General features: G+C 71.7%; 17 protein-coding genes. 7 read left to right on the top strand and 10 right to left on the bottom strand.

The features are described 5' to 3' along the window. Window positions 1-52: 52 nt before the first annotated feature. The 4 genes from BMX97_RS03485 to BMX97_RS03470 all read right to left on the bottom strand — a co-directional run bounded on the left by BMX97_RS03485 (window position 53) and on the right by BMX97_RS03470 (window position 5,680). A complete protein-coding gene (locus tag BMX97_RS03485; RefSeq protein ID WP_091745463.1) occupies window positions 53-1,081 on the bottom strand; it encodes an aldo/keto reductase in 1,029 nt (342 codons plus the stop codon). A 126-nt stretch (window positions 1,082-1,207) separates the two neighbouring features. After that, window positions 1,208-2,353: a GGDEF domain-containing protein gene (locus BMX97_RS03480; protein WP_091745461.1), complete on the bottom strand. Its 1,146-nt coding sequence runs from the start codon at window positions 2,351-2,353 to the stop codon at window positions 1,208-1,210. A 125-nt stretch (window positions 2,354-2,478) separates the two neighbouring features. Further along, window positions 2,479-4,206 (bottom strand): heparinase II/III family protein, encoded by a 1,728-nt coding sequence (locus BMX97_RS03475; RefSeq protein WP_091745459.1) that lies wholly within the window; start codon window positions 4,204-4,206, stop codon window positions 2,479-2,481. A 130-nt stretch (window positions 4,207-4,336) separates the two neighbouring features. Then, window positions 4,337-5,680: an RsmB/NOP family class I SAM-dependent RNA methyltransferase gene (locus tag BMX97_RS03470; protein ID WP_091745457.1), complete on the bottom strand. Its 1,344-nt coding sequence runs from the start codon at window positions 5,678-5,680 to the stop codon at window positions 4,337-4,339. A gap of 154 nt (window positions 5,681-5,834) precedes the next feature. Here BMX97_RS03470 and BMX97_RS03465 point away from each other — a divergent pair, with 154 nt between their 5' ends. The 3 genes from BMX97_RS03465 to BMX97_RS03455 all read left to right on the top strand — a co-directional run bounded on the left by BMX97_RS03465 (window position 5,835) and on the right by BMX97_RS03455 (window position 6,860). After that, window positions 5,835-6,068, top strand: a complete 234-nt coding sequence (locus BMX97_RS03465; RefSeq protein WP_060849893.1) for a DUF1674 domain-containing protein — start codon at window positions 5,835-5,837, stop codon at window positions 6,066-6,068. A gap of 27 nt (window positions 6,069-6,095) precedes the next feature. Continuing rightward, complete coding sequence (locus BMX97_RS03460) at window positions 6,096-6,470, top strand: PH domain-containing protein (RefSeq protein ID WP_091745455.1); 375 nt, start codon at window positions 6,096-6,098, stop codon at window positions 6,468-6,470. Window positions 6,471-6,542: 72 nt separating this feature from the next. Next, the gene (locus BMX97_RS03455) at window positions 6,543-6,860 is read left to right on the top strand and encodes a cupin domain-containing protein (RefSeq protein ID WP_091745453.1); all 318 of its coding nucleotides are present in this window, start codon (window positions 6,543-6,545) and stop codon (window positions 6,858-6,860) included. Between the two features lie 28 nt (window positions 6,861-6,888). Here BMX97_RS03455 and BMX97_RS03450 read toward each other — a convergent pair whose 3' ends face one another. The 3 genes from BMX97_RS03450 to BMX97_RS32680 form a co-directional block, all read right to left on the bottom strand. Continuing rightward, the gene (locus BMX97_RS03450) at window positions 6,889-7,395 is read right to left on the bottom strand and encodes a L,D-transpeptidase (RefSeq protein ID WP_091745451.1); all 507 of its coding nucleotides are present in this window, start codon (window positions 7,393-7,395) and stop codon (window positions 6,889-6,891) included. A 297-nt stretch (window positions 7,396-7,692) separates the two neighbouring features. After that, window positions 7,693-8,070 (bottom strand): DUF2794 domain-containing protein, encoded by a 378-nt coding sequence (locus tag BMX97_RS03445; protein WP_091745449.1) that lies wholly within the window; start codon window positions 8,068-8,070, stop codon window positions 7,693-7,695. Window positions 8,071-8,503: 433 nt separating this feature from the next. Beyond that, window positions 8,504-8,656 (bottom strand): hypothetical protein, encoded by a 153-nt coding sequence (locus BMX97_RS32680; protein ID WP_177202113.1) that lies wholly within the window; start codon window positions 8,654-8,656, stop codon window positions 8,504-8,506. A 121-nt stretch (window positions 8,657-8,777) separates the two neighbouring features. Here BMX97_RS32680 and BMX97_RS03440 point away from each other — a divergent pair, with 121 nt between their 5' ends. The 3 genes from BMX97_RS03440 (at window position 8,778) to BMX97_RS03430 (ending at window position 11,959) form a co-directional block, all read left to right on the top strand. Beyond that, window positions 8,778-9,374: a ribonuclease HII gene (locus tag BMX97_RS03440; protein WP_091745447.1), complete on the top strand. Its 597-nt coding sequence runs from the start codon at window positions 8,778-8,780 to the stop codon at window positions 9,372-9,374. A 132-nt stretch (window positions 9,375-9,506) separates the two neighbouring features. Further along, window positions 9,507-11,105: an acyl-CoA synthetase gene (locus BMX97_RS03435; RefSeq protein WP_091745445.1), complete on the top strand. Its 1,599-nt coding sequence runs from the start codon at window positions 9,507-9,509 to the stop codon at window positions 11,103-11,105. Continuing rightward, window positions 11,102-11,959 carry a PCC domain-containing protein gene (locus BMX97_RS03430; protein ID WP_091745443.1) on the top strand — a complete coding sequence of 286 codons (858 nt, stop codon included), beginning with the start codon at window positions 11,102-11,104 and terminating at the stop codon, window positions 11,957-11,959. The genes BMX97_RS03435 and BMX97_RS03430 overlap by 4 nt, the downstream gene beginning before the upstream one ends. Here the strand turns inward: BMX97_RS03430 and BMX97_RS03425 are convergent. Together BMX97_RS03425 and BMX97_RS03420 are read right to left on the bottom strand one after the other, a co-directional pair. Next, window positions 11,928-12,488, bottom strand: coding sequence for a GNAT family N-acetyltransferase (locus BMX97_RS03425; protein WP_091745441.1), 561 nt, complete (start codon window positions 12,486-12,488; stop codon window positions 11,928-11,930). The genes BMX97_RS03430 and BMX97_RS03425 overlap by 32 nt on opposite strands. A 483-nt stretch (window positions 12,489-12,971) precedes the next feature. Further along, entirely contained in the window at window positions 12,972-14,207 is a 1,236-nt protein-coding gene (locus BMX97_RS03420; protein ID WP_091745867.1) for an ABC transporter substrate-binding protein, read from the bottom strand. Between the two features lie 245 nt (window positions 14,208-14,452). Between BMX97_RS03420 and secA the strand changes: the two genes are divergently transcribed. Continuing rightward, the gene (secA, locus tag BMX97_RS03415; RefSeq protein WP_091745439.1) at window positions 14,453-17,323 is read left to right on the top strand and encodes a preprotein translocase subunit SecA; all 2,871 of its coding nucleotides are present in this window, start codon (window positions 14,453-14,455) and stop codon (window positions 17,321-17,323) included. Window positions 17,324-17,675: 352 nt separating this feature from the next. Here secA and BMX97_RS03410 read toward each other — a convergent pair whose 3' ends face one another. Then, a complete protein-coding gene (locus tag BMX97_RS03410; protein WP_143074554.1) occupies window positions 17,676-18,116 on the bottom strand; it encodes a hypothetical protein in 441 nt (146 codons plus the stop codon). Window positions 18,117-18,169 lie beyond the last annotated feature (53 nt).

Here is an 18,169-nt window from a genome sequence, read left to right as displayed (position 1 = left end):
ACGGACGGGGCCGGCCACCCACCCCTATCTCGAGGCCGATTTCTCCGGGAAACTACCAGGTCGTCGGCTTCGGGTTGCGCTCGTCGAAGCCCTTCTGGTGCCAGTACGGGTAGATCGGGGTCTCGTGGCTCGCCGCGTCGAGGCGGGCGATCTGGGCCGGGTCGAGGCTCCAGCCGACGGCGCCGAGATTCTGCTTCAGCTGCTCCTCGTTGCGGGCGCCGATCACGATGTTGGCGACCGTCGGGCGCGAGAGGAGCCAGTTGAGCGCCACCTGGGCCACGCTGCGCCCGGTCTCGGCGGCGAGTTCGTCGAGGACGTCGACGACCCGGAACAGCGCCTCGTCGGAGACCGGCGGCCCGCCCTCGGCCCCGCCCGCCGCGATGCGCCCGCTGGTGTCGGCGCCGCGGCGGATCTTGCCGGTGAGGCGGCCCCAGCCGAGCGGGCTCCAGACCATCAGGGCGACGCCCTGGTCGAGGCCGAGGGGCATCAGCTCCCACTCGTAGTGGCGGCCGACCAGCGAGTAGTAGCCCTGGTAGGCGACGTAGCGGGCGAGCCCATAGCGCTCGGAGGTCGAGAGCGCCTTCATCAGCTGCCAGCCGGAGAAGTTGGAGGCGCCGATATAGCCGATCTTGCCCGCGCGGACGAGGTCGTCGAGGGCCCGCAGGGTCTCGTCGACGGGGGTGAGCGCGTCGAAGCCGTGCATGAAGTAGACGTCGATGTGGTCGGTGCCGAGGCGCTTCAGGCTCGCCTCGCAGGCGCGCACCAAGTGATAGCGCGACGACCCCTTGTCGTTCGGGCCCTCGCCCATCGGGAAGGTCGCCTTGGTGGAGATCAGCGCCCGGTCGCGCTTGCCCTTCAGCGCCTGGCCCAGGATCTCCTCGGAGGCCCCCTGCGAGTAGATGTCGGCGGTGTCGAAGAAGTTGACGCCGGCCTCCAGGCAGAGATCGACCATCCGGCTCGCCTCGGCGACGTCGGTCCGGCCCCAGCGCTGGAAGAACTCGTTGCCGCCCCCGAAGGTGCCGGTGCCGAGGCTCAGGATCGGCACCTTGAGGCCGGAGCGTCCGAATTGGCGGTAGTCCATGGAGGAAGCCCTCGTCCGTGGGCCGGGCGATGCGCCCGGATGCTCGTGGGATGAGGGGGTGTCTTAGGTCTCGTGCAGGCGACGACAAGCCGGGCCGATGCCGGGCGGGGGCGCGTCAGGCCGCGGTCACGCGACCTGACGCAGGCCCGGCCCCGCGATCACCACCCGGTCGCGGCCCTGGGCCTTGGCCTGGTAGAGCGCCCGGTCGGCGAGTTCGAGCAGGGTCTCGAAGTCGCCGTCGCCGCGGACGACGCCGACGCTGACCGTGACCGCGAGGCCCGGCACCAGGTCCGGACGCATCGCCGCCACCGCTTGGCGCACGGTCTCGGCGATCCGGGCCGCCTCCCCGACGGTGAGGCCGGGCAGGAGGCAGGCGAATTCCTCGCCGCCGAGGCGCCCAAACGCCGCGTCGCCGGGCAGAACCTGGCGGGCGGCGGCGCAGAAGCCGACCAGCACCGCGTCGCCGACCGCGTGGCCGAAGGTGTCGTTGACCCGCTTGAAGTGGTCGAGGTCGAACAGCAGCAGGGCGGTGGGCCCGGCCGCCAGGATGCGGCGGGCCTGCCCGGAGAGCGCCCGGCGGTTGGCGATGCCGGTGAGCGGGTCGGTCTCGGCGGCGCGGCGCTGCTCGGCCTCGAGCCGCTCCTTGGCGAGCGCCATGAACAGGACCGCGACCGCCACGGTGTAGAGCAGGGCGACGAAGCACAGGGCCGCGACCCAGAACGGGTCGGTCGGGGTCCCGACCGGCGGCACCGGCAGGACCAGGGTGGCGGGAATCCGCGCCCAGGACAGGAGCGCCTCGCTGGCGAGCAGGATCGCCGCCGGGGCCCGCGAGGGCAGCCGCTCGCCGCGGTGGTGCCACAGGGTGCGGGCGGCGAGCCCGCAGTACAGCCCCGCCACCGCCGAGGCGAGGATCACCCGCGCGCCGAGCGAGGCGTAGAACGGCGGCACCAGGCAGGCGGCGAGCCACAGGACGGCACCGGCGCCGGTCTGCCGAACGGCGACGCGGCGGCCCTCGAACGAGCGCGCGCCGGCCCAGATCAGCCCGAAGGCGAGCAGCATCGCGGCGTTGGCAAGGCCGATCGAGAGCCAGTCCGGGATGTGGCCGCGCAGGCCGAACAGCGCGACCGCGCCGGCGCCGACGATCTGGGCGGCGCCCAGGAAGCCGAGGGCCCGGGTCTGCCGGGACTGCGACCAGGACAGGAGGTAGAGGCCGCCCATCACGACCATCACGAAGATGGTCACGGTCACCAGGGTCGGCGCGTCCAGCTTCATCCCGTCCGCGCCCCGCCCGACCTCGATTCCGGCGACCCTACCATGGCCGCGCGTCCGGTTGTTGCCGATTCGGCCGGTACAACCCCCGAACGGGGGATGACGGGTACTTTTTCCCGATGGTGGGCCTAGTCGGCGAGGCGGCGGAAGCGCCAGGCGACCCGGGTGCCGTCGCCGACCGTCAGGTGGAGAACAATCTGCTCGGTGCGGCGGGCGCCGTTGAGGGCGGCGAAGAACACGCTCTCCTCGATCATCGGGTCGATCTCGTCGGCCTCGAACAGCCAGGGCGCACCGGCCCCGGTAAGGCGCACGCCGCGCCCGACCCGGCTCGCCCGCACGCTCGGGTGCAGGTGGAAGCGGATCGCGGCCTCGACCGGCTCGCGCCGGCCCTTGCCCTCGTGCGGGCCGGTGGCGCGCACGAAGCCGTCATGACCCTCCAGCAGGGCGCCGTCGGGGTGGAGGCGCCAGCGCCGCTCGTGCAGCAGACCGAACACCGGGGCGTAGCCGTCGTGCCGGGCGGCGAGCACGTCGACGCCCGCCGCATCGGTGCCACGCTCGACCGCGACCTCGGCGGGCCCGCGCACGACGATCGATCCCATCCGGGCCTTGAGCCAGCTGGCCAGGGGATGGATCAGCCCGGCCTGCTTCACGCCGAGGAAGCGGCAGGACGAGCTGTCGGCGAGGCAGGCGGTGGAATGGGCCGCGGTGGTGCGGGACAGCGCGCGCAGCTCCTCGCCGGTCGCCGGCATGCCGCAATTCACCACCAGCCGCTGCGGGCCGCAGGACAATTCGAACGACAGGCAACCTGCGCCGGCCCGGGCCGAGAAGGCCGGCGGCGGGGCGGGCCCGACATCGGCGACGACGAGGGTGCCGCCCCCGCCCTCGAGGCGGGCATAGCCCGAATGGGGCGCGTGCATCAGCGGCCGGGCGAGCGCCCCGTCGTAGACCAGCAGGGTCGCGAGCTGGTCGGCCGCGGTCGCCCCCATGCCGTTGTGGTGGCCGAGCGAGGCGTCACCGTGGCGCAGGAGCCGCAGGAGCGGCAGCATCCGGTCGACGGCGTTGAGCAGGGCCTCCGGCGGGGCGGTGTCGCGGCTGAGGAAGCTCTGGCGCAGCGGCAGCAGGTCGAGGAGCAGGTCCTTGGCGAAGCCCGGATCGCGGCTGCGGTGGCCGCCGTCGGGCAGGATCTGGCGGGTCAGCTCGCGGTGGAGGAGCCGCGTGCCCCGGCGCAGCACCGGATCGAACCCCTCGCAGCACAGACCCGCATAGGCGAGCGCCACCGCGGCGAGCAGCCGGTCGCCCGGCAGGATGCCGCGGCGCAGCGCCCGGTCGAGGGCGTGGGTGCAGCGCCCGATCTGGCGCAGGAACGCCTGGTAGAAGGCGTGGTCGGCGCCCTCCAGCACCAGGGGCGACTGGCTGAGCAGCGAGATCAGGCGGCGCGCCACCACCGCCGGGCGCTCGGCGAGATCGCGGTCGCCGCGCCCGGCCATGAAGTCCTGCACGAAGGCCCGGGCGTTGGCGCGCGACAGCGCGCTCTCGGCGGCGCGCAGGTGGCGCAGCCAGCCGAAGCCGTAGAGCTGCTCGCCCCATTCCGCCGAGGGCGGCGCGAAATCGAACGGCGAGCGCCCGCCGGTGGCGAGCGCCCGGCCGGCGAACACGAACAGGCCGGCATAGATGTCGGCCGCGATCGTGGCGTCGCTGGTGCGCAGGTCCTGCGGCGCGATGACGAGGCCGGTCGGACGCAGGCGCGTCAGCGCCGAGGGCCGCGAGGTCGCGCGGGCCGCGACGCGGCGCAGCGAGCGGCCGGCCGCGCGCCCGACGAGCCGGTAGAACCGCCAGCGGTCAGGCCCCCAACCCACGCCACCTCCTGCCCGGCCGCCGCCCCGCGGCGCCGGCCCCCGTCAAGGAATGGTCAAGGATCATCGTGGGGTCAAACCACCGAGTGGCGCCGTGAACAGGGATTCCGGTCGGGCCGCCGCGTTCCGGCCCTCACGCGTCCCGGCGCTCCAGGCGGACGGCGTAGAATCCGTCGAGCCCGCCGCGGCTCCCGGCCCCCTCGCCGGGCCAGTGCGACGGCAGCGTGCGCAGGTCGCCGGCCGCGGTGACGAAGGCAGGATCCCCAGCCTCCCCGGCGGTGACCGGGCGGCGCACGAAGGCGGGGTTGCGCTTCAGGAACGCCTCGGCCTGGGCCTCGCCCTCCTCCGGCTCGAGCGAGCAGGTGCAGTAGACGAGGCGCCCACCCGGGCGGACGAGCCGCGCCGCCTTGTCGAGGAGCCGGCGCTGGAGCGCGACGAGGCGCAGGAGGTCGTCCTCGCGCTTGCCCCAGGCGACGTCCGGGTGGCGGCGCAGGGTGCCGGTGGCGCTGCAGGGCGCGTCGAGCAGCACCGCGTCGAACAGCCTGGCCTCCGACAGGGTCAGGGCGTCGGCGGCGAGCACCTCCGCGGTCAGGCCGAGGCGGGCGAGGTTTTCGTTGAGGCGGCGCAGGCGCGCGGCCGAGCGGTCGACCGCCAGCACCTCGGCGCCCGCCGCGGCGAGCTGGGCGGTCTTGCCGCCGGGCGCGGCGCACAGATCGGCGACCTGCTCCCCCGGCCGCACGCCGAGGAGGTGGGCCGGCAGGGCCGCGGCGGCGTCCTGGACCCAGAAGGCGCCCTCGGCAAAGCCCGGCAGCTCCGGCACCGGCGTGCGGGCGTCGTCGAGGCGCAGGCTGCCGGCGCCGGACAGGCGCTGCCCGACGAGCCCCTCGGGCACCGGCACGCCCGGGCGCAGGGTGAGGTCGAGCCCGGCCCCGCGGGCGTTGGCCGCCGCGATGGCGCGGGCCGTCTCCTCGCCGTAGGCGGCGACCCAGCGCCTGGCGAGCCAGGCCGGGGTGTTGAGGGCGAGCGGCTCGGCGTCGCCCTCCTGGCGGATCGCGTCGCGCTCGCGGGCGATCCGGCGCAGCACCGCGTTGGCGAGACCGGCAAGGTGCTGGAGGCCGGGCTCCGACTTCGCCAGGCGCACCGAGAGGTCGACGGCGGCGTGGTCCTGGACGTTGAGGTAGAGGATCTGCGCTGCGCCGGTGGCGAGGAGGGCGACGAGGCCCGGCTGGTCCTCGGGCAGGCCTTTGGCCAGTCGCGCGTGCAGGGCGTGGCGGATCACCCCGAGATGCCGGAAGGTCGTCGCCGCGATGGCGCGGGCGAGCCCCGCATCCTGGGGCGGCAGGGCGGCGCGCTGGGTCGCCGGCTCGATCGCGTCCTCGAGCGCGGTGCCGCGGTTCTTGCCGATGAGGTCCGCCACGGTCTCCCAGGCGAGGCGCCGCGCCGGCAAGCCGGCGACCGCGTTGTCAAATCCGTCCATCCCCACTCCACCCGCGCCGGGGCGGATCGTCGCCCGCGCCCCGACCTTGACGCTGCCCGCCGCGCCCTCCACCTCGGAGGGATCGCGCGGCCTTTCGGCCGGGGTGGCATCCGGCCGCCCGAGATGCAAGCGCCGCGACACGAGAGACCGACCGATGAGCGAGAGCGACGCCCCTTCCCCCGAGCCGGTCGCGAGCGGGCCCGAGGCCCCGTCCAGGGTCCTATCGCCCGCCGCGCAGCGCGCCCTGGCGGAGGCCGAGGCGCGCCGTGCCGCGATCGACGCCCACGCCGCCGAGATCCGGAGCGAGCGCGAGATCAACGGGCGCGGCGGCCTGGAGCCGGTGCGCTACGACGACTGGGAGGTGAAGGGCCTGGCGTCGGACTTCTGACCGGATTTCATTCGAGGAGACGCGACGATGGGCTTGCTCGACGGCCTGCTCGGCCATGGCAGCGACGCGGCGCCGGAGGCGGTGGCGCAGGAACTCGACGGGATGCTCGTCCCGGGCGAGACCGTGCAGGTCGCCTTCCGGGTGATCCGCGACCTGATGGTCTTCACCGACCGGCGGATGATCCTGGTCGACAAGCAGGGCGTGACCGGCCGCAAGGTCTCCTACCTCACGGTGCCCTACCGGGCGATCACCTCGTTCTCGATCGAGAATGCCGGCAGCTTCGACATGGATTCGGAGCTGACGATCTGGGTCTCGGGCCGGCCCGAGCCGATCGCCCGCACCCTCAAGCGCGGCGCCGACATCCGCGGCATCCAGCGGGCGATCGCCGCGACCCTGCGCTGACCCACCAGGCACGGGAACGCCGTCCCTCCGCTTCCGTTGGGGTCGCGAGACGTCCCCGACAGGAGCAGGATCATGGGCGACACGACGATCGACAAGGTGTCCGGCGCACAGGCGCCGCAGGGGCCGGACGGCCAGCGTCGCCTCGCGGCCGGCAAGCAGGTCGCGATGCGGATGTGGGTCGACGAGGCGCCGACCGACGACAAGCCGAGCGCGGCGCGCCCCTACGAGACCGTCGGCTACGTGGTCTCGGGCCGGGCCGAGCTGGTGGTCGAGAGCCGGACCGTGCGGCTGGAGCCCGGCGATTCCTGGCTGGTGCCGGCGGGCGCCGAGCACACCTACCGCATCATCGAGCGCTTCACCGCCATCGAGGCGACCTCGCCGCCCGCGTGAGGCACGGGGCGCGAGGGCCGGGACGCCCTCAGCGCGTCACCACCACGGTGGTGCCGACCTGGACGCGGCCGTACAGGTCGGCGACATCCTGGTTGAACATCCGGATGCAGCCGTAGGACGCGAAGGTGCCGATCGAGCCCGGACGGTTGGTGCCGTGGATGGCGTACTCGCCCCGGTCGAGGGTGAGCGCGGCCACCCCCATCGGGTTGCTCGGCGAGCCGCCGGCGATCACCTCCGGCAGGCGGGGATTGTCGCGCTTCACCTCGTCGGGCGGCGACCAGGCCGGCCGCAGGTACTTTCCGTCGATGCGGGCGTAGCCGGTCCATTGCTTGCCGGCCTTGCCGACCGCGACGGGATAGCGGATCGCCGTCCCGTCGCCGTTGACGAAGTACAGCCGCCGCTCGGCGGTGCGCACCACCACCGTGCCGGCCTCCGTCGCCGCGTCGAACGCGACCAGTTCCCGCGCGGCGGCCGGGCCGGCCGCCAGCACTGCCGCGGCGAACGCCGCCGCGGCCCATCCACTCTGCTTGTGCATCCCTGCGGTCCTCGAGCGTGACCTTCATCAGCCAAGCGACAATCCGCCGGGAAACCTGTCGTTCCGGTTGGCAAAGATGCTTGCCGACCGGTGAAGGACCGGCCGGCGCGCGGGAGCGTTAAGGGGCGGTTCGCGGGATCGGTCGAGATCGCCGCGATCCGGTCACGAAGAATTGGCGACGGCGCCCGGCCTCACGCGACATCCGATCGATTGCGTCGCCATGCGGCTTCCGGCGTCGCTCGTGCGCCGCGCCGGCAGCCGGTACGAGAATCCGGACGCAATCGTCCGGATCCCGGATCACACCACCCGCAGGGGCTTCTCCAGCACCCGCAGCACCTGGGCGAGGTCGTGCCCGCGCTTGAGGATGCGGCCGGTCTCGGCGATCACCGCGTAGGCGCCCTGGCGGCGGGCGAGGCGCGGGTCCTTCTCGATCCGGTAGAGCGGCCGCTCCGAGGTGCGGCGGTGGATCGCGAACACCGCTTTCTCGCGGTTGAAGTCCATCGTGTAGTCGCGCCACTCGCCCTCGGCGACCATCCGTCCGTAGAGGTTCAGGATGATCCGCAACTCGTCGCGATGGAACGACACCTGCGGCGGCACGGCCCGGGGGAAGGGCACGACATGCGCACCGGACGGGGAACCGGTGCTCCGGCTATCGGCAGTCTCTCCCTCGCTCATCGCTTCTCCTGCCTGTCAGGGTGATTCGCCCGTCGGGATGATTCGCGAACCCGCCCGGTTCACGGGAATCCGACCGGGCGCCGGGTGGTGAGCCGGCGAACGGCCCGCCTCCCGCCATGATGGGAGTCCGAAATCCGCCCCGCAAGGGTTGCGTCCGGGCGACACCGGTCCGGGAACACGCCAGCACGCAGTGAAAAACCCGCTCGGCGGGGACGTGCCGGCCACAGAACCGCCCGAATCACGCCCCGCGCCGGCCTTGATGCGCGCGCAAGACGGTATCGACCTCTCGGCCCGGCCTGGCGGCCGCCCCGGCCCTCGCGGCCGCCGCGGTGACGACGGGCAGGGCATCCTCCTGAGGTTTCGAGACCCAAACGACTTCAGGGCCGCCTCCTCGGAGCGCGGTCCCTTTTTTGCGCCGGGGCCCGCAGGGCCGTCAGGGCTGGGACCACATCTGCGCGGTGAGCGCGCGGGCCCGGGTGATGCGGATCTCGTCGAGGGTCCAGAAGCCGATTGCCAGGGCGCCGGCCAGGAGCCCGATCGGCAGCGCGAGCGCCAGGTAGTGGTTCTGCCGCGGCGGCGTGGTCATGCATCCTCCTCGTGTCGGGCGTGAGGCTTACCACGAAAACGCCCGCAACGGCCTCCGGTGCCGATGCGGCACCCGGCGCCCGGGAGGGATTTCGAAACCCCAGTTGCGGCACACCTCGCCCATGCGCCCGTTCGATGCCCGCCACGCCACCCGCTATCCCGTCGTCATCGGCTGCGACGAGGTCGGCCGCGGCGCGCTCTGCGGTCCGGTGATCGTGGCGGCGGTGCATTTCGACCCCGCCGCCCTGCCCCCGGACCTGCTCGAGGCCCTCGACGACAGCAAGCGCCTCGACGCCGCCACCCGCGAGCGCCTGGCGCCGCGGATCATGGAGGCGGGCCGCGTCGCGCTGGCCGGCGGCTCCCGCGACCTGATCGACCGGATCAACGTGCGCGCCGCGACCCTCGACGCGATGCGCCGGGCGGTGGTGCGCCTCGGCATCGAGGCCGAGGTGGCGGTGGACGGGCGCGACGTGCCGCCCGGCCTGCCCCTGCCGTGCCGGGCCTTCGTCGGCGGCGACCGGCTGGTGCCGCAGATCGCCGCGAGCTCGATCGTCGCCAAGGTGGTGCGCGACCGGCTGATGCGCGCGCTCGCCCGGCGCCACCCGGCCTATGCCTGGGAGCGCAACGTCGGCTACGGCACCGCCGCGCACCGGGCCGCGATGGCGAGCCTCGGCGTCACCCGCCACCACCGCCTCAGCTTCAAGTCGCGCGCCTCGTAGCCGAGCGCATGCGCGTCGCGCGCTTCCGCTGCGGGGTGGGGGCATCGTAAGCTTCCCCCGACGCGCACGGGCCGAAGGCCGACGCACCGAGGGAGGATACGACGTGACCCAGACGAGCCGGAGGGCTGCCCGATGAGGCCGATGTCGCGCCGGGTGATGAACCTCGCCCACTCGCTCACCCAGGCCGCCGCGCGCCACCCGGACCGACCGGCGATCGTGTGGGGCGAGCGGAGCTGGACGTGGCGCGCCTTCGACGCCCGGGTCTCGGCGCTGGCGGCGGCGCTTCGGGCGCGCGGGATCGCCAAGGGCGACCGCCTGCTGGTGCACGCCCGCAACGGCAACGCCATCCTGGAGATCATGTACGCGGCGTTCCGCCTCGGCGCCGTGTTCGTGCCGACGAACTTCCGGCTGATGCCCGGCGACGTGTCGTACCTCGCGAGCCAGTCGGGCGCGACCGCCTTCCTGTGCCACGCCGACTATCCCGAGCACGTCGCGGCGGTGCGGGAGGCCTGCCCGTCGCTGCGCCACGTCGTCGTCATCGGCGAGGGACCGGCCGAGGGCGAGGCCTACGAGGCCGTGGTGGCCTCCGGCGAGGGGCAGACCGTTGCGAATGAGGGCGTCGAGCACGACGACCCGTGCTGGTTCTTCTACACCTCCGGCACCACCGGCAAGCCGAAGGCCGCGGTGCTGACCCACGGCCAGATGGCCTTCGTGATCACCAACCACCTCTGCGACCTGATGCCGGGCACGAGCCCGGAGACCGACGCCTCGCTGGTGGTGGCACCGCTCTCGCACGGGGCGGGCGTGCACGCGGTGGCGCAGGTCGCCCGCGCGGTGACCTCGGTGCTGCCGGGCTCGGAGCGCTTCGACGCCGCGGAGGTCTGGGGATTGGTCGCGCGCCACCGCGTCACCAACATGTTCACCGTGCCGACGATCCTGAAGATGATGGTCGAGCACCCGGCGGTCGACGCCCACGACCACGCGTCCCTGCGCTACATCATCTACGCGGGCGCGCCGATGTACCGCGAGGACCAGAAGCGGGCGTTGCGCAGCCTCGGCAAGGTGATCGTGCAGTATTTCGGCCTCGGCGAGGTTACCGGCAACATCACGGTGCTGCCCCCCGCCCTGCACGAGGCCGAGGACGGCCCGGCAGTGAAGATCGGCACCTGCGGCTTCGAGCGCACCGGGATGCAGGTGCAGATCCAGGACGGCGAGGGCCGCGAGGTCGCTCCCGGGGAGACCGGCGAGATCTGCGTCTGCGGGCCGGCGGTCTTCGCCGGCTACTGGGAGAACCCGAAGGCCAACGCCGACGCCTTCCGGGACGGCTGGTTCCGCACCGGCGATCTCGGCTTCCTCGATGCCGAGCGCTTCCTCTACATCACGGGCCGCGCCTCCGACATGTACATCTCGGGCGGCTCGAACATCTATCCGCGCGAGATCGAGGAGAAGATCCTGGCCCATCCGGCGGTGGCCGAGACGGCGGTCCTCGGCGTTCCGGACCCGACCTGGGGCGAGATCGGCATCGCGGTGTGCGTCCCGCGCGAGGGCATGGCGCTGTCCGAGGACGACGTGATGGCGTTCCTGTTCGACAAGGTCGCCCGCTACAAGCTGCCCCGCCGGGTCATCCTGCGCGAGTCGCTGCCGAAATCCGGCTACGGCAAGATCACCAAGAAGATGGTGCGCGAGGAGCTGGAAGCCGCCGGGCTGCTGGGCGAGAGGGCGCAGGCGTGAGCGGCGCCGATCCGACGCGGCCCGGTTTCGCCACCCTGGCTCAGCCGGGCCCGGCCCGGCCCGAGCGCTGGCTGGCAGCCGGCGGCGCACGCCTCCACCACGCCTTCGCCCTCGCACCGGGGCGGACCCTCCTCGAGGCCGTCGCCGGGCCGCTCGGCGAGACCGGGATCCGCGGCGGCGTGGTGCATCTCGCGAGCGGGAGTTTGTCTCCCTTCGCCTACGTGATGCCGGCGCTCTCCGCCGACCCGCGCTTCGCCGCCTATTACAGCGAGACCCACCGGCCCGACGGCGAGACGCGGCTCGAGCGCGCCAGCGCCACCTTCGGCGAGCGCGACGGCGCGCCGTTCCTGCACGTCCACGGCACCTGGATCGAGCCGGACGGCCGCCGCCGTGCCGGCCACCTGCTGCCGACGGAAGTCGTGATCGCGGACGCGGTCCGGGCGGAGGCCTGGGGGACGGCGGAGGCCGCCTGGCAGGTCCTGCCGGATGCCGAGACCAACTTTCCGCTGTTCACTCCCGTGGCCTCCGGTGACGCGCTGTCCGCCTGCCTGCTCCTGAAGATCCAGCCGAACGAGGAGATCCACGGCGCGATCGAGGCGGCATGCCGGGCGCACGGGCTCGCGGCGGCGCGGGTGCGCGGCATCGGCAGCATCGTGCGGCCGACCTTCGCCGACGGGCGGGTGATCCCGACCGATGCCAGCGAGGTGCTGATCCGCGACGGGACCGTGCGGGACGGGGTGGCACGGCTCGACATCGCGGTGGTGGACGTCGCGGGGGCCATCCACGAGGGCGTCCTGCACCCGGGCGCCAACGCCGCCTGCATCACGTTCGAGCTGTGCCTGACGGCGGAGTGAGGCCGTCGCGCTCGACGGCGTAGACCCGCACCAGCTCGTCGCGGCCCCTCGCCGGCGCGTGGATCACCGTCTCGCGCCGGAACGTCAGGCCGCAGGCCCGCATGACCGCGAAGGAAGCGGCGTTCTCCGGGTGCGCGCTGGCCTCGATCCGGTCGAGGTCGAGCCAGTCGAACGCGGCGGGCAGCACGGCGCCCGCCGCCTCCCGCAGGAATCCGCGGCGGTGATGCGCCTCGCCGAGCCAGTAGCCGAGGATCGCGGTCCGCGGATCGGTCCGGTGCAGCATGATCCAGCCGAGGAGTTCGCCCCGCGCCGTGATCGCGAGCGACAGGGCGTGGCCCGCAGCCGCCTGCTCTCGCGCCGTCGCGATCCGCTCGCGGGCCATCGCGACGGTGTAGGGCAGCGGCCAGGAGGCGAGCCAGCGGCTCACCGCCGGGGTCATCATGGCGCTGGTCGCCTCCGCGTCCTCCGGGGCGACGAGGCGCAGGTGGAGGCGGGGCGTGTCGAGAGCGGGCGGGGCGAGGCGGGTCATGTCGCCAGGGTAGCAGACTTTGCCCTTGGGTAAGCAGCGAACGAACCACGCTACGGGCCGCCGGGTCGTCCGAGGAAGGACGGGGTGCGAAAAAATCCCGGGATCGGGATCGGCGCGGATCGGTGGTTTCCGCTCGTGTCTCGGGGCGAGCGCCAGATCGACTCGAGAACCTCCTTATCGCCCTTGCCGTCCGTTCCCCATCCGTCGTGTCAGGTCGGCCGGCACGCCGCCTGGCCGGGCGCCGGCAAGACCAGGTGGCGACAGATCGGCGTCGAACGCGTCAGGGGCACACCTGCGAGCCCGCTTGGAATGAATTGAAGATATCATTCCACTCTAGGTCTTAAACCTGTCCGTCGGGCGGGCTCAGATACTACGCCCATCGCAAACACGAACTTGATTAACAGCCATATCGAAGGAACTCGGCATGCTCGCTCGATGCCGAGTTCCCTGTCGACGCGTCAACGGCGGCGACGCATCACGGCCTCACTGCGTCAGCGGGCAACCGCTGGCCTTGGCCGACAGGAAGGCCTTGTCGCCCGGAATCGTCGCCAGCAGCTTGTAGTAGTCCCACGGCGCCTTCGACTCGGCCGGCGACTTGACCTGGAACAGGTACATGTCGTGGACCATGCGGCCGTTGGCCTGCACCGTGCCGCCGCGGCCGAAGAAGTCGTCGACCTTCAGTTCGCGCATCTTGGCCGCCACCGCGTCGGTGTCGTCGGTGCCGGCGGCCTTCACGGCCTTCAGGTAGTGCAGCACCGAGGAATAGGTGCCGGCCTGGATCATGTTCGGCATCTTGCCGGTCTTGGCCATGAACCGCTTGGCGAAGGCCCGGGCCTGGTCGTCGAGGTCCCAGTAGTAGCCCTCCGTCAGCACGATACCCTGGGCCGCCTTGAGGCCGAGGCCGTGGACCTCCGAGAGCGTGAACAGCAGGGCCGCGAGCCGCTGCCCGCCCTGGACGATGCCGAATTCCGCCGCCTGCTTGATCGCGTTCGAGGTATCGAGCCCGGCATTGGCGAGCCCGATGATCTTGGCGCCCGACCCCTGCGCCTGCAGCAGGAACGAGGAGAAGTCCTGGGCGCTGAGCGGATGGCGCACCGCGCCCACCACCTTGCCGCCCTTCTGGGTGACGTATTGCGTCACGTCGGCCTGCAGCGCCGTGCCGAAGGCGTAGTCGGCGGTGAGGAAGAACCAGGTATCGCCACCGGTCTCGACCAGCGAGCCGCCGGTGCCCACCGCGAGCGCATGGGTGTCGTAGGCCCAATGGAAACCGTAGGGCGTGCACTGCTTGCCGGTGAGATCGGACGTGGCGGCGCCGTCCACGATGGTGATCTTGCGCTTCTCCTTCGACAGGCCCTGCACGGCGAGCGCCACCGAGGAGGTGGTCAGCTCCATGATCGCGTCCACCTTGTCGGTGTCGTACCACTGGCGGGCGACGTTCGAGGCGATGTCGGGCTTGTTCTGGTGGTCGGCGTCGACGATCTGCACCGGCACGTCGAGGACCTTGCCCCCGAAATCCTCGACCGCCATCCTGGCCGCCTCGACCGAGCCGCGGCCGCCGAAATCGGCGTAGACGCCCGACTGGTCGTTGAGGATGCCGATCTTCACCACGCCGTCGGAGGCGCCCTTCGGCGCGGTCGTCTGGGCCTGGGCGGCGACGGCGAAAGCCAGCCCCGCGGCGAGGGCGGTGGTGCGGGCGAGCGCCCGGCTCGAGCGTGTCATCATGTTCCTCCCCGGGCCGCGGTTGTTTCCCCGCCGGCCGTCGTCCTTGCTGATCGCAGCACGGCAGCTAGGGCGGTGCCGGGGCGGGAATCAAGCGGCGTCGTCCGCCCCCTCCCCCCGTCTTTCGCAGCACGGCCACGCTCGTGCCGGGCGATGGCTGCCTTTTGGGTGCACGGCTCCCTATATGGGCCTATAAGGCGCCCGCGGCGCGCGCCACTACCGCTACGATCGATCGCAGGTTCACGATGCTGGGTTCCCTTGCCAAGAAGATCTTCGGGTCGTCCAACGACCGCCGGGTGAAGGGATACCGACCCCGCGTCCAGGCCATCAACGCCCTCGAGCCCGAGCTGGCCGCCCTGTCCGACGAGGCCCTGCGCGCCCGCACCGACGCGCTCAAGGCCGAGCTCGCCGCCGGCAAGACTCTCGACGACATCCTGGTCCCGGCCTTCGCCACGGTGCGGGAGGCGGCCAAGCGCGTGCTCGGCCAGCGCCACTTCGACGTGCAGATGATCGGCGGCATGGTGCTGCACGAGAGCGGCATCGCCGAGATGAAGACCGGCGAGGGCAAGACCCTGGTGGCGACGCTCGCCACCTACCTCAACGCCCTGTCGGGCAAGGGCGTCCACGTCGTCACGGTCAACGACTACCTCGCCCGCCGCGACGCCGAGTGGATGGGCCGGGTCTACCGGTTCCTGGGTCTCACCACCGGCATCATCGTGCACGGGCTCGACGACGCCGAGCGCAAGGCGGCCTATGCCTGCGACATCACCTACGGCACCAACAACGAGTACGGCTTCGATTACCTGCGCGACAACATGAAGTACGAGCTGGGCCAGATGGTCCAGCGCGGCCACAACTTCGCGATCGTCGACGAGGTCGATTCGATCCTGATCGACGAGGCGCGCACGCCGCTCATCATCTCCGGCCCGATCGACGACCGCTCCGACCTCTACACCACGATCGACGCGATCATGCCGCGCCTGGTGCGCGAGGATTACGACCTCGACGAGAAGCAGCGCACCGTCTCGCTGACCGAGAACGGCAACGAGCACATCGAGGAATTGCTGCGCGAGGCCGGCATCCTCAAGGAGGGCGACCTCTACGACGCCCACAACGTCACTCTAGTCCACCACGTCAACCAGGCTCTCCGGGCCCACACCCTGTTCACCCGCGACAAGGACTACATCGTCCGCAACGACGAGGTGGTGATCATCGACGAGTTCACCGGCCGCATGATGCCCGGCCGGCGCTACTCGGAGGGGCTGCACCAGGCGCTCGAGGCCAAGGAGCGGGTCGAGATCCAGCCCGAGAACCAGACGCTGGCCTCGATCACGTTCCAGAACTACTTCCGGCTCTACAAGCACCTCGCCGGCATGACCGGTACCGCCTCGACCGAGGCGGACGAGTTCCACGAGATCTACAACCTCGAAGTGGTCGAGATCCCGACCAACAAGGAGGTCGAGCGCGTCGACGAGGACGACGAGGTCTACCGCACCGTCGACGAGAAGTACGCCGCGATCATCAAGGAGATCGACAAGGCGCATGCCCGGCTGCAACCGGTACTGGTCGGCACCGGCTCGATTGAGCGCTCGGAGCACATCGCCGGCCTTTTGGTGAAGCACGGCTACACGCCGCTCGACTACAGCGATCCGTCGGCGCTGGAGGACGTCTACGCGGCGGCCCGCGAGGGCCGGGTGACCAAGCGCTTCGCGGTGCTGAACGCCCGCTTCCACGAGCAGGAAGCCTACATCGTGGCCGAGGCGGGCGTGCCCGGCGCGATCACCATCGCCACCAACATGGCCGGCCGCGGCACCGACATCAAGCTCGGCGGCAACCTCGACATGCGCATCGAGCAGGAGCTCGCCAACGTCCCCGAGGGGCCGGAGCGCGATGCCCGCATCGCGACCCTGAAGGCCGAGATCGATCAGAACCGCGCCAAGGTCCTGGCCTCGGGCGAGCCCGCCGACCCGGAGGCGGGACGCAAGACCGCGCTGCCCGGCGGCCTCTACATCGTCGGCACCGAGCGCAACGAGAGCCGGCGCATCGACAACCAGCTGCGCGGCCGCTCCGGCCGCCAGGGCGATCCCGGCCGCTCGAAGTTTTACCTCTCGCTTCAGGACGACCTGATGCGGATCTTCGGCTCCGACCGCATGGACGGCATGCTCCAGCGCCTCGGGCTCGAGGAGGGCGAGGCGATCATCCATCCGTGGATCAACAAGGCGATCGCCAAGGCGCAGCAGAAGGTCGAAGCCCGCAACTTCGACATGCGCAAGAACGTGCTCAAGTACGACAACGTCATGAACGACCAGCGCAAGGTCGTGTTCGAGCAGCGCCGCGAGTTCATGGCGCAGGAGAGCGTGCGCGAGACCGTCGACGAGATGCGCCAGGGCGTGATCGACGACGTGGTGGCGCGCCACATCCCGGAGGACGCCTATCCGGAGCAGTGGGACATCGCGTCCTTGCGCGAGAGCGTGACCCGCGACCTCAACCTCGACGTTCCGGTCGAGGACTGGGCCAAGGAAGAGGGCATCGCCGACGAGGAGATCCGCGAGCGCCTGCGCAAGGCCGCCGACGAGGCCTACGCCGAGCGCACCGCCCGCAACACCCCGGAGGTGATGGCCTACGTGGAGAAGCAGGTGCTGCTCCAGAGCCTCGACCACCTCTGGCGCGAGCACCTCGTCACCCTCGACCACCTGCGCCAGGTGATCGGCTGGCGCGGCATCGCCCAGCGCGATCCCCTCAACGAGTACAAGTCGGAGGCGTTCGACCTGTTCAACAGCCTCGTCGGCTCCCTGCGCGAGCAGGTCACCGGCCAGTTGATGCGGGTCGAGATCATGTACCAGGAGCCGGAGCAGCCGAGCCTGCCGCCGATGTTCGCCCAGCATCTCGATCCGGTCACCGGCGAGAACGAGTTCGCCTTCGCGGAGGGCGCGGCCGGGGGCGGGGGCGGCGCCTACGAGTTCGCCGGCCAGGCCTTGGCCGCCGACGCGCCAGTGCTCGAGCGCAACCCCGACGATTCCACCACCTGGGGCCGCGTCGGCCGCAACGAGCCCTGCCCCTGCGGCTCGGGCAAGAAGTACAAGCACTGCCACGGCCGCTTCGCCGCGGACGAGTGAACGGGCCCCGAGGTCTTTCTCCGCACGCAGTGCGTATGCCCCTCCGCGCAGGGCTGTCCGAGGGGAAAAGAATAGCACTCCTCCCCTCTCCCGTGTGGGAGAGGGGCTGGGGGTGAGGGTGACACGCTTCAGTATGAAACGCTGAGTGTCGTGCTGGCAGCGGAACGGTCAGCGCTTTGCTCGGCAGCGTGTCACCCTCACCCCTACCCCTCTCCCACACGGGAGAGGGGATACCGCGCTTGATTTTAAAAGGTATTTTTCCCCGGACAGTCCTGCCGCCCGCGACGAGCGGGGAAACTCGCGCCTTTCTTTCCCCGGACAGCCCTGCTCGCCCGGGCAGAGGCCGTGATTATCACATCGCCCGCATCGTCCGGTCCACGGCCGCCTGCACGCCGCCGAAGCGGCCGGACATGCGCTCGCTCACGCACATCTGCACCGTGGTGCCGTAATACAGCATCCCGTAGCTCTTCTGCTTGCGGCAATCGTAGATCGGCTCGGCGACGAGCGCGCCGGCGATGACGGCCGGTACCGCCAGGATCTTCGCGACGGTTCCGAGCCCCCGGAGCCAGCCGCCCCCGGTCCGTCGATCCGACACGAGGACGATCTCGATGGTGCGCACCTCGCGCGCGTCCGGGCGGTCGGCGAAGCCATCCTGACCGTGCACCGGACGTAAAGAATCCGGCTCGAAACGCTGAGGGAACCGGTCGGGCACGATGGCGGGCGCTGATGCCCTGATCATCCCGCTGCGCTGCGAGAAGATCGTCCGGCGGAGTTCAGCGTTCGTCGTCGCCATGGCGGCACCTCATCCCGATGTGAGGCATCCTGTGCCTCGGTTTCCGGGATCTG

It is taken from the genome of Methylobacterium sp. ap11, assembly GCF_900110515.1.
In the GTDB taxonomy this organism is placed as follows: Bacteria; Pseudomonadota; Alphaproteobacteria; order Rhizobiales; family Beijerinckiaceae; genus Methylobacterium; species Methylobacterium ajmalii.
Note: the sequence above shows the minus strand (reverse complement) of the source record. Positions and strands in the feature narration are given on the sequence as shown.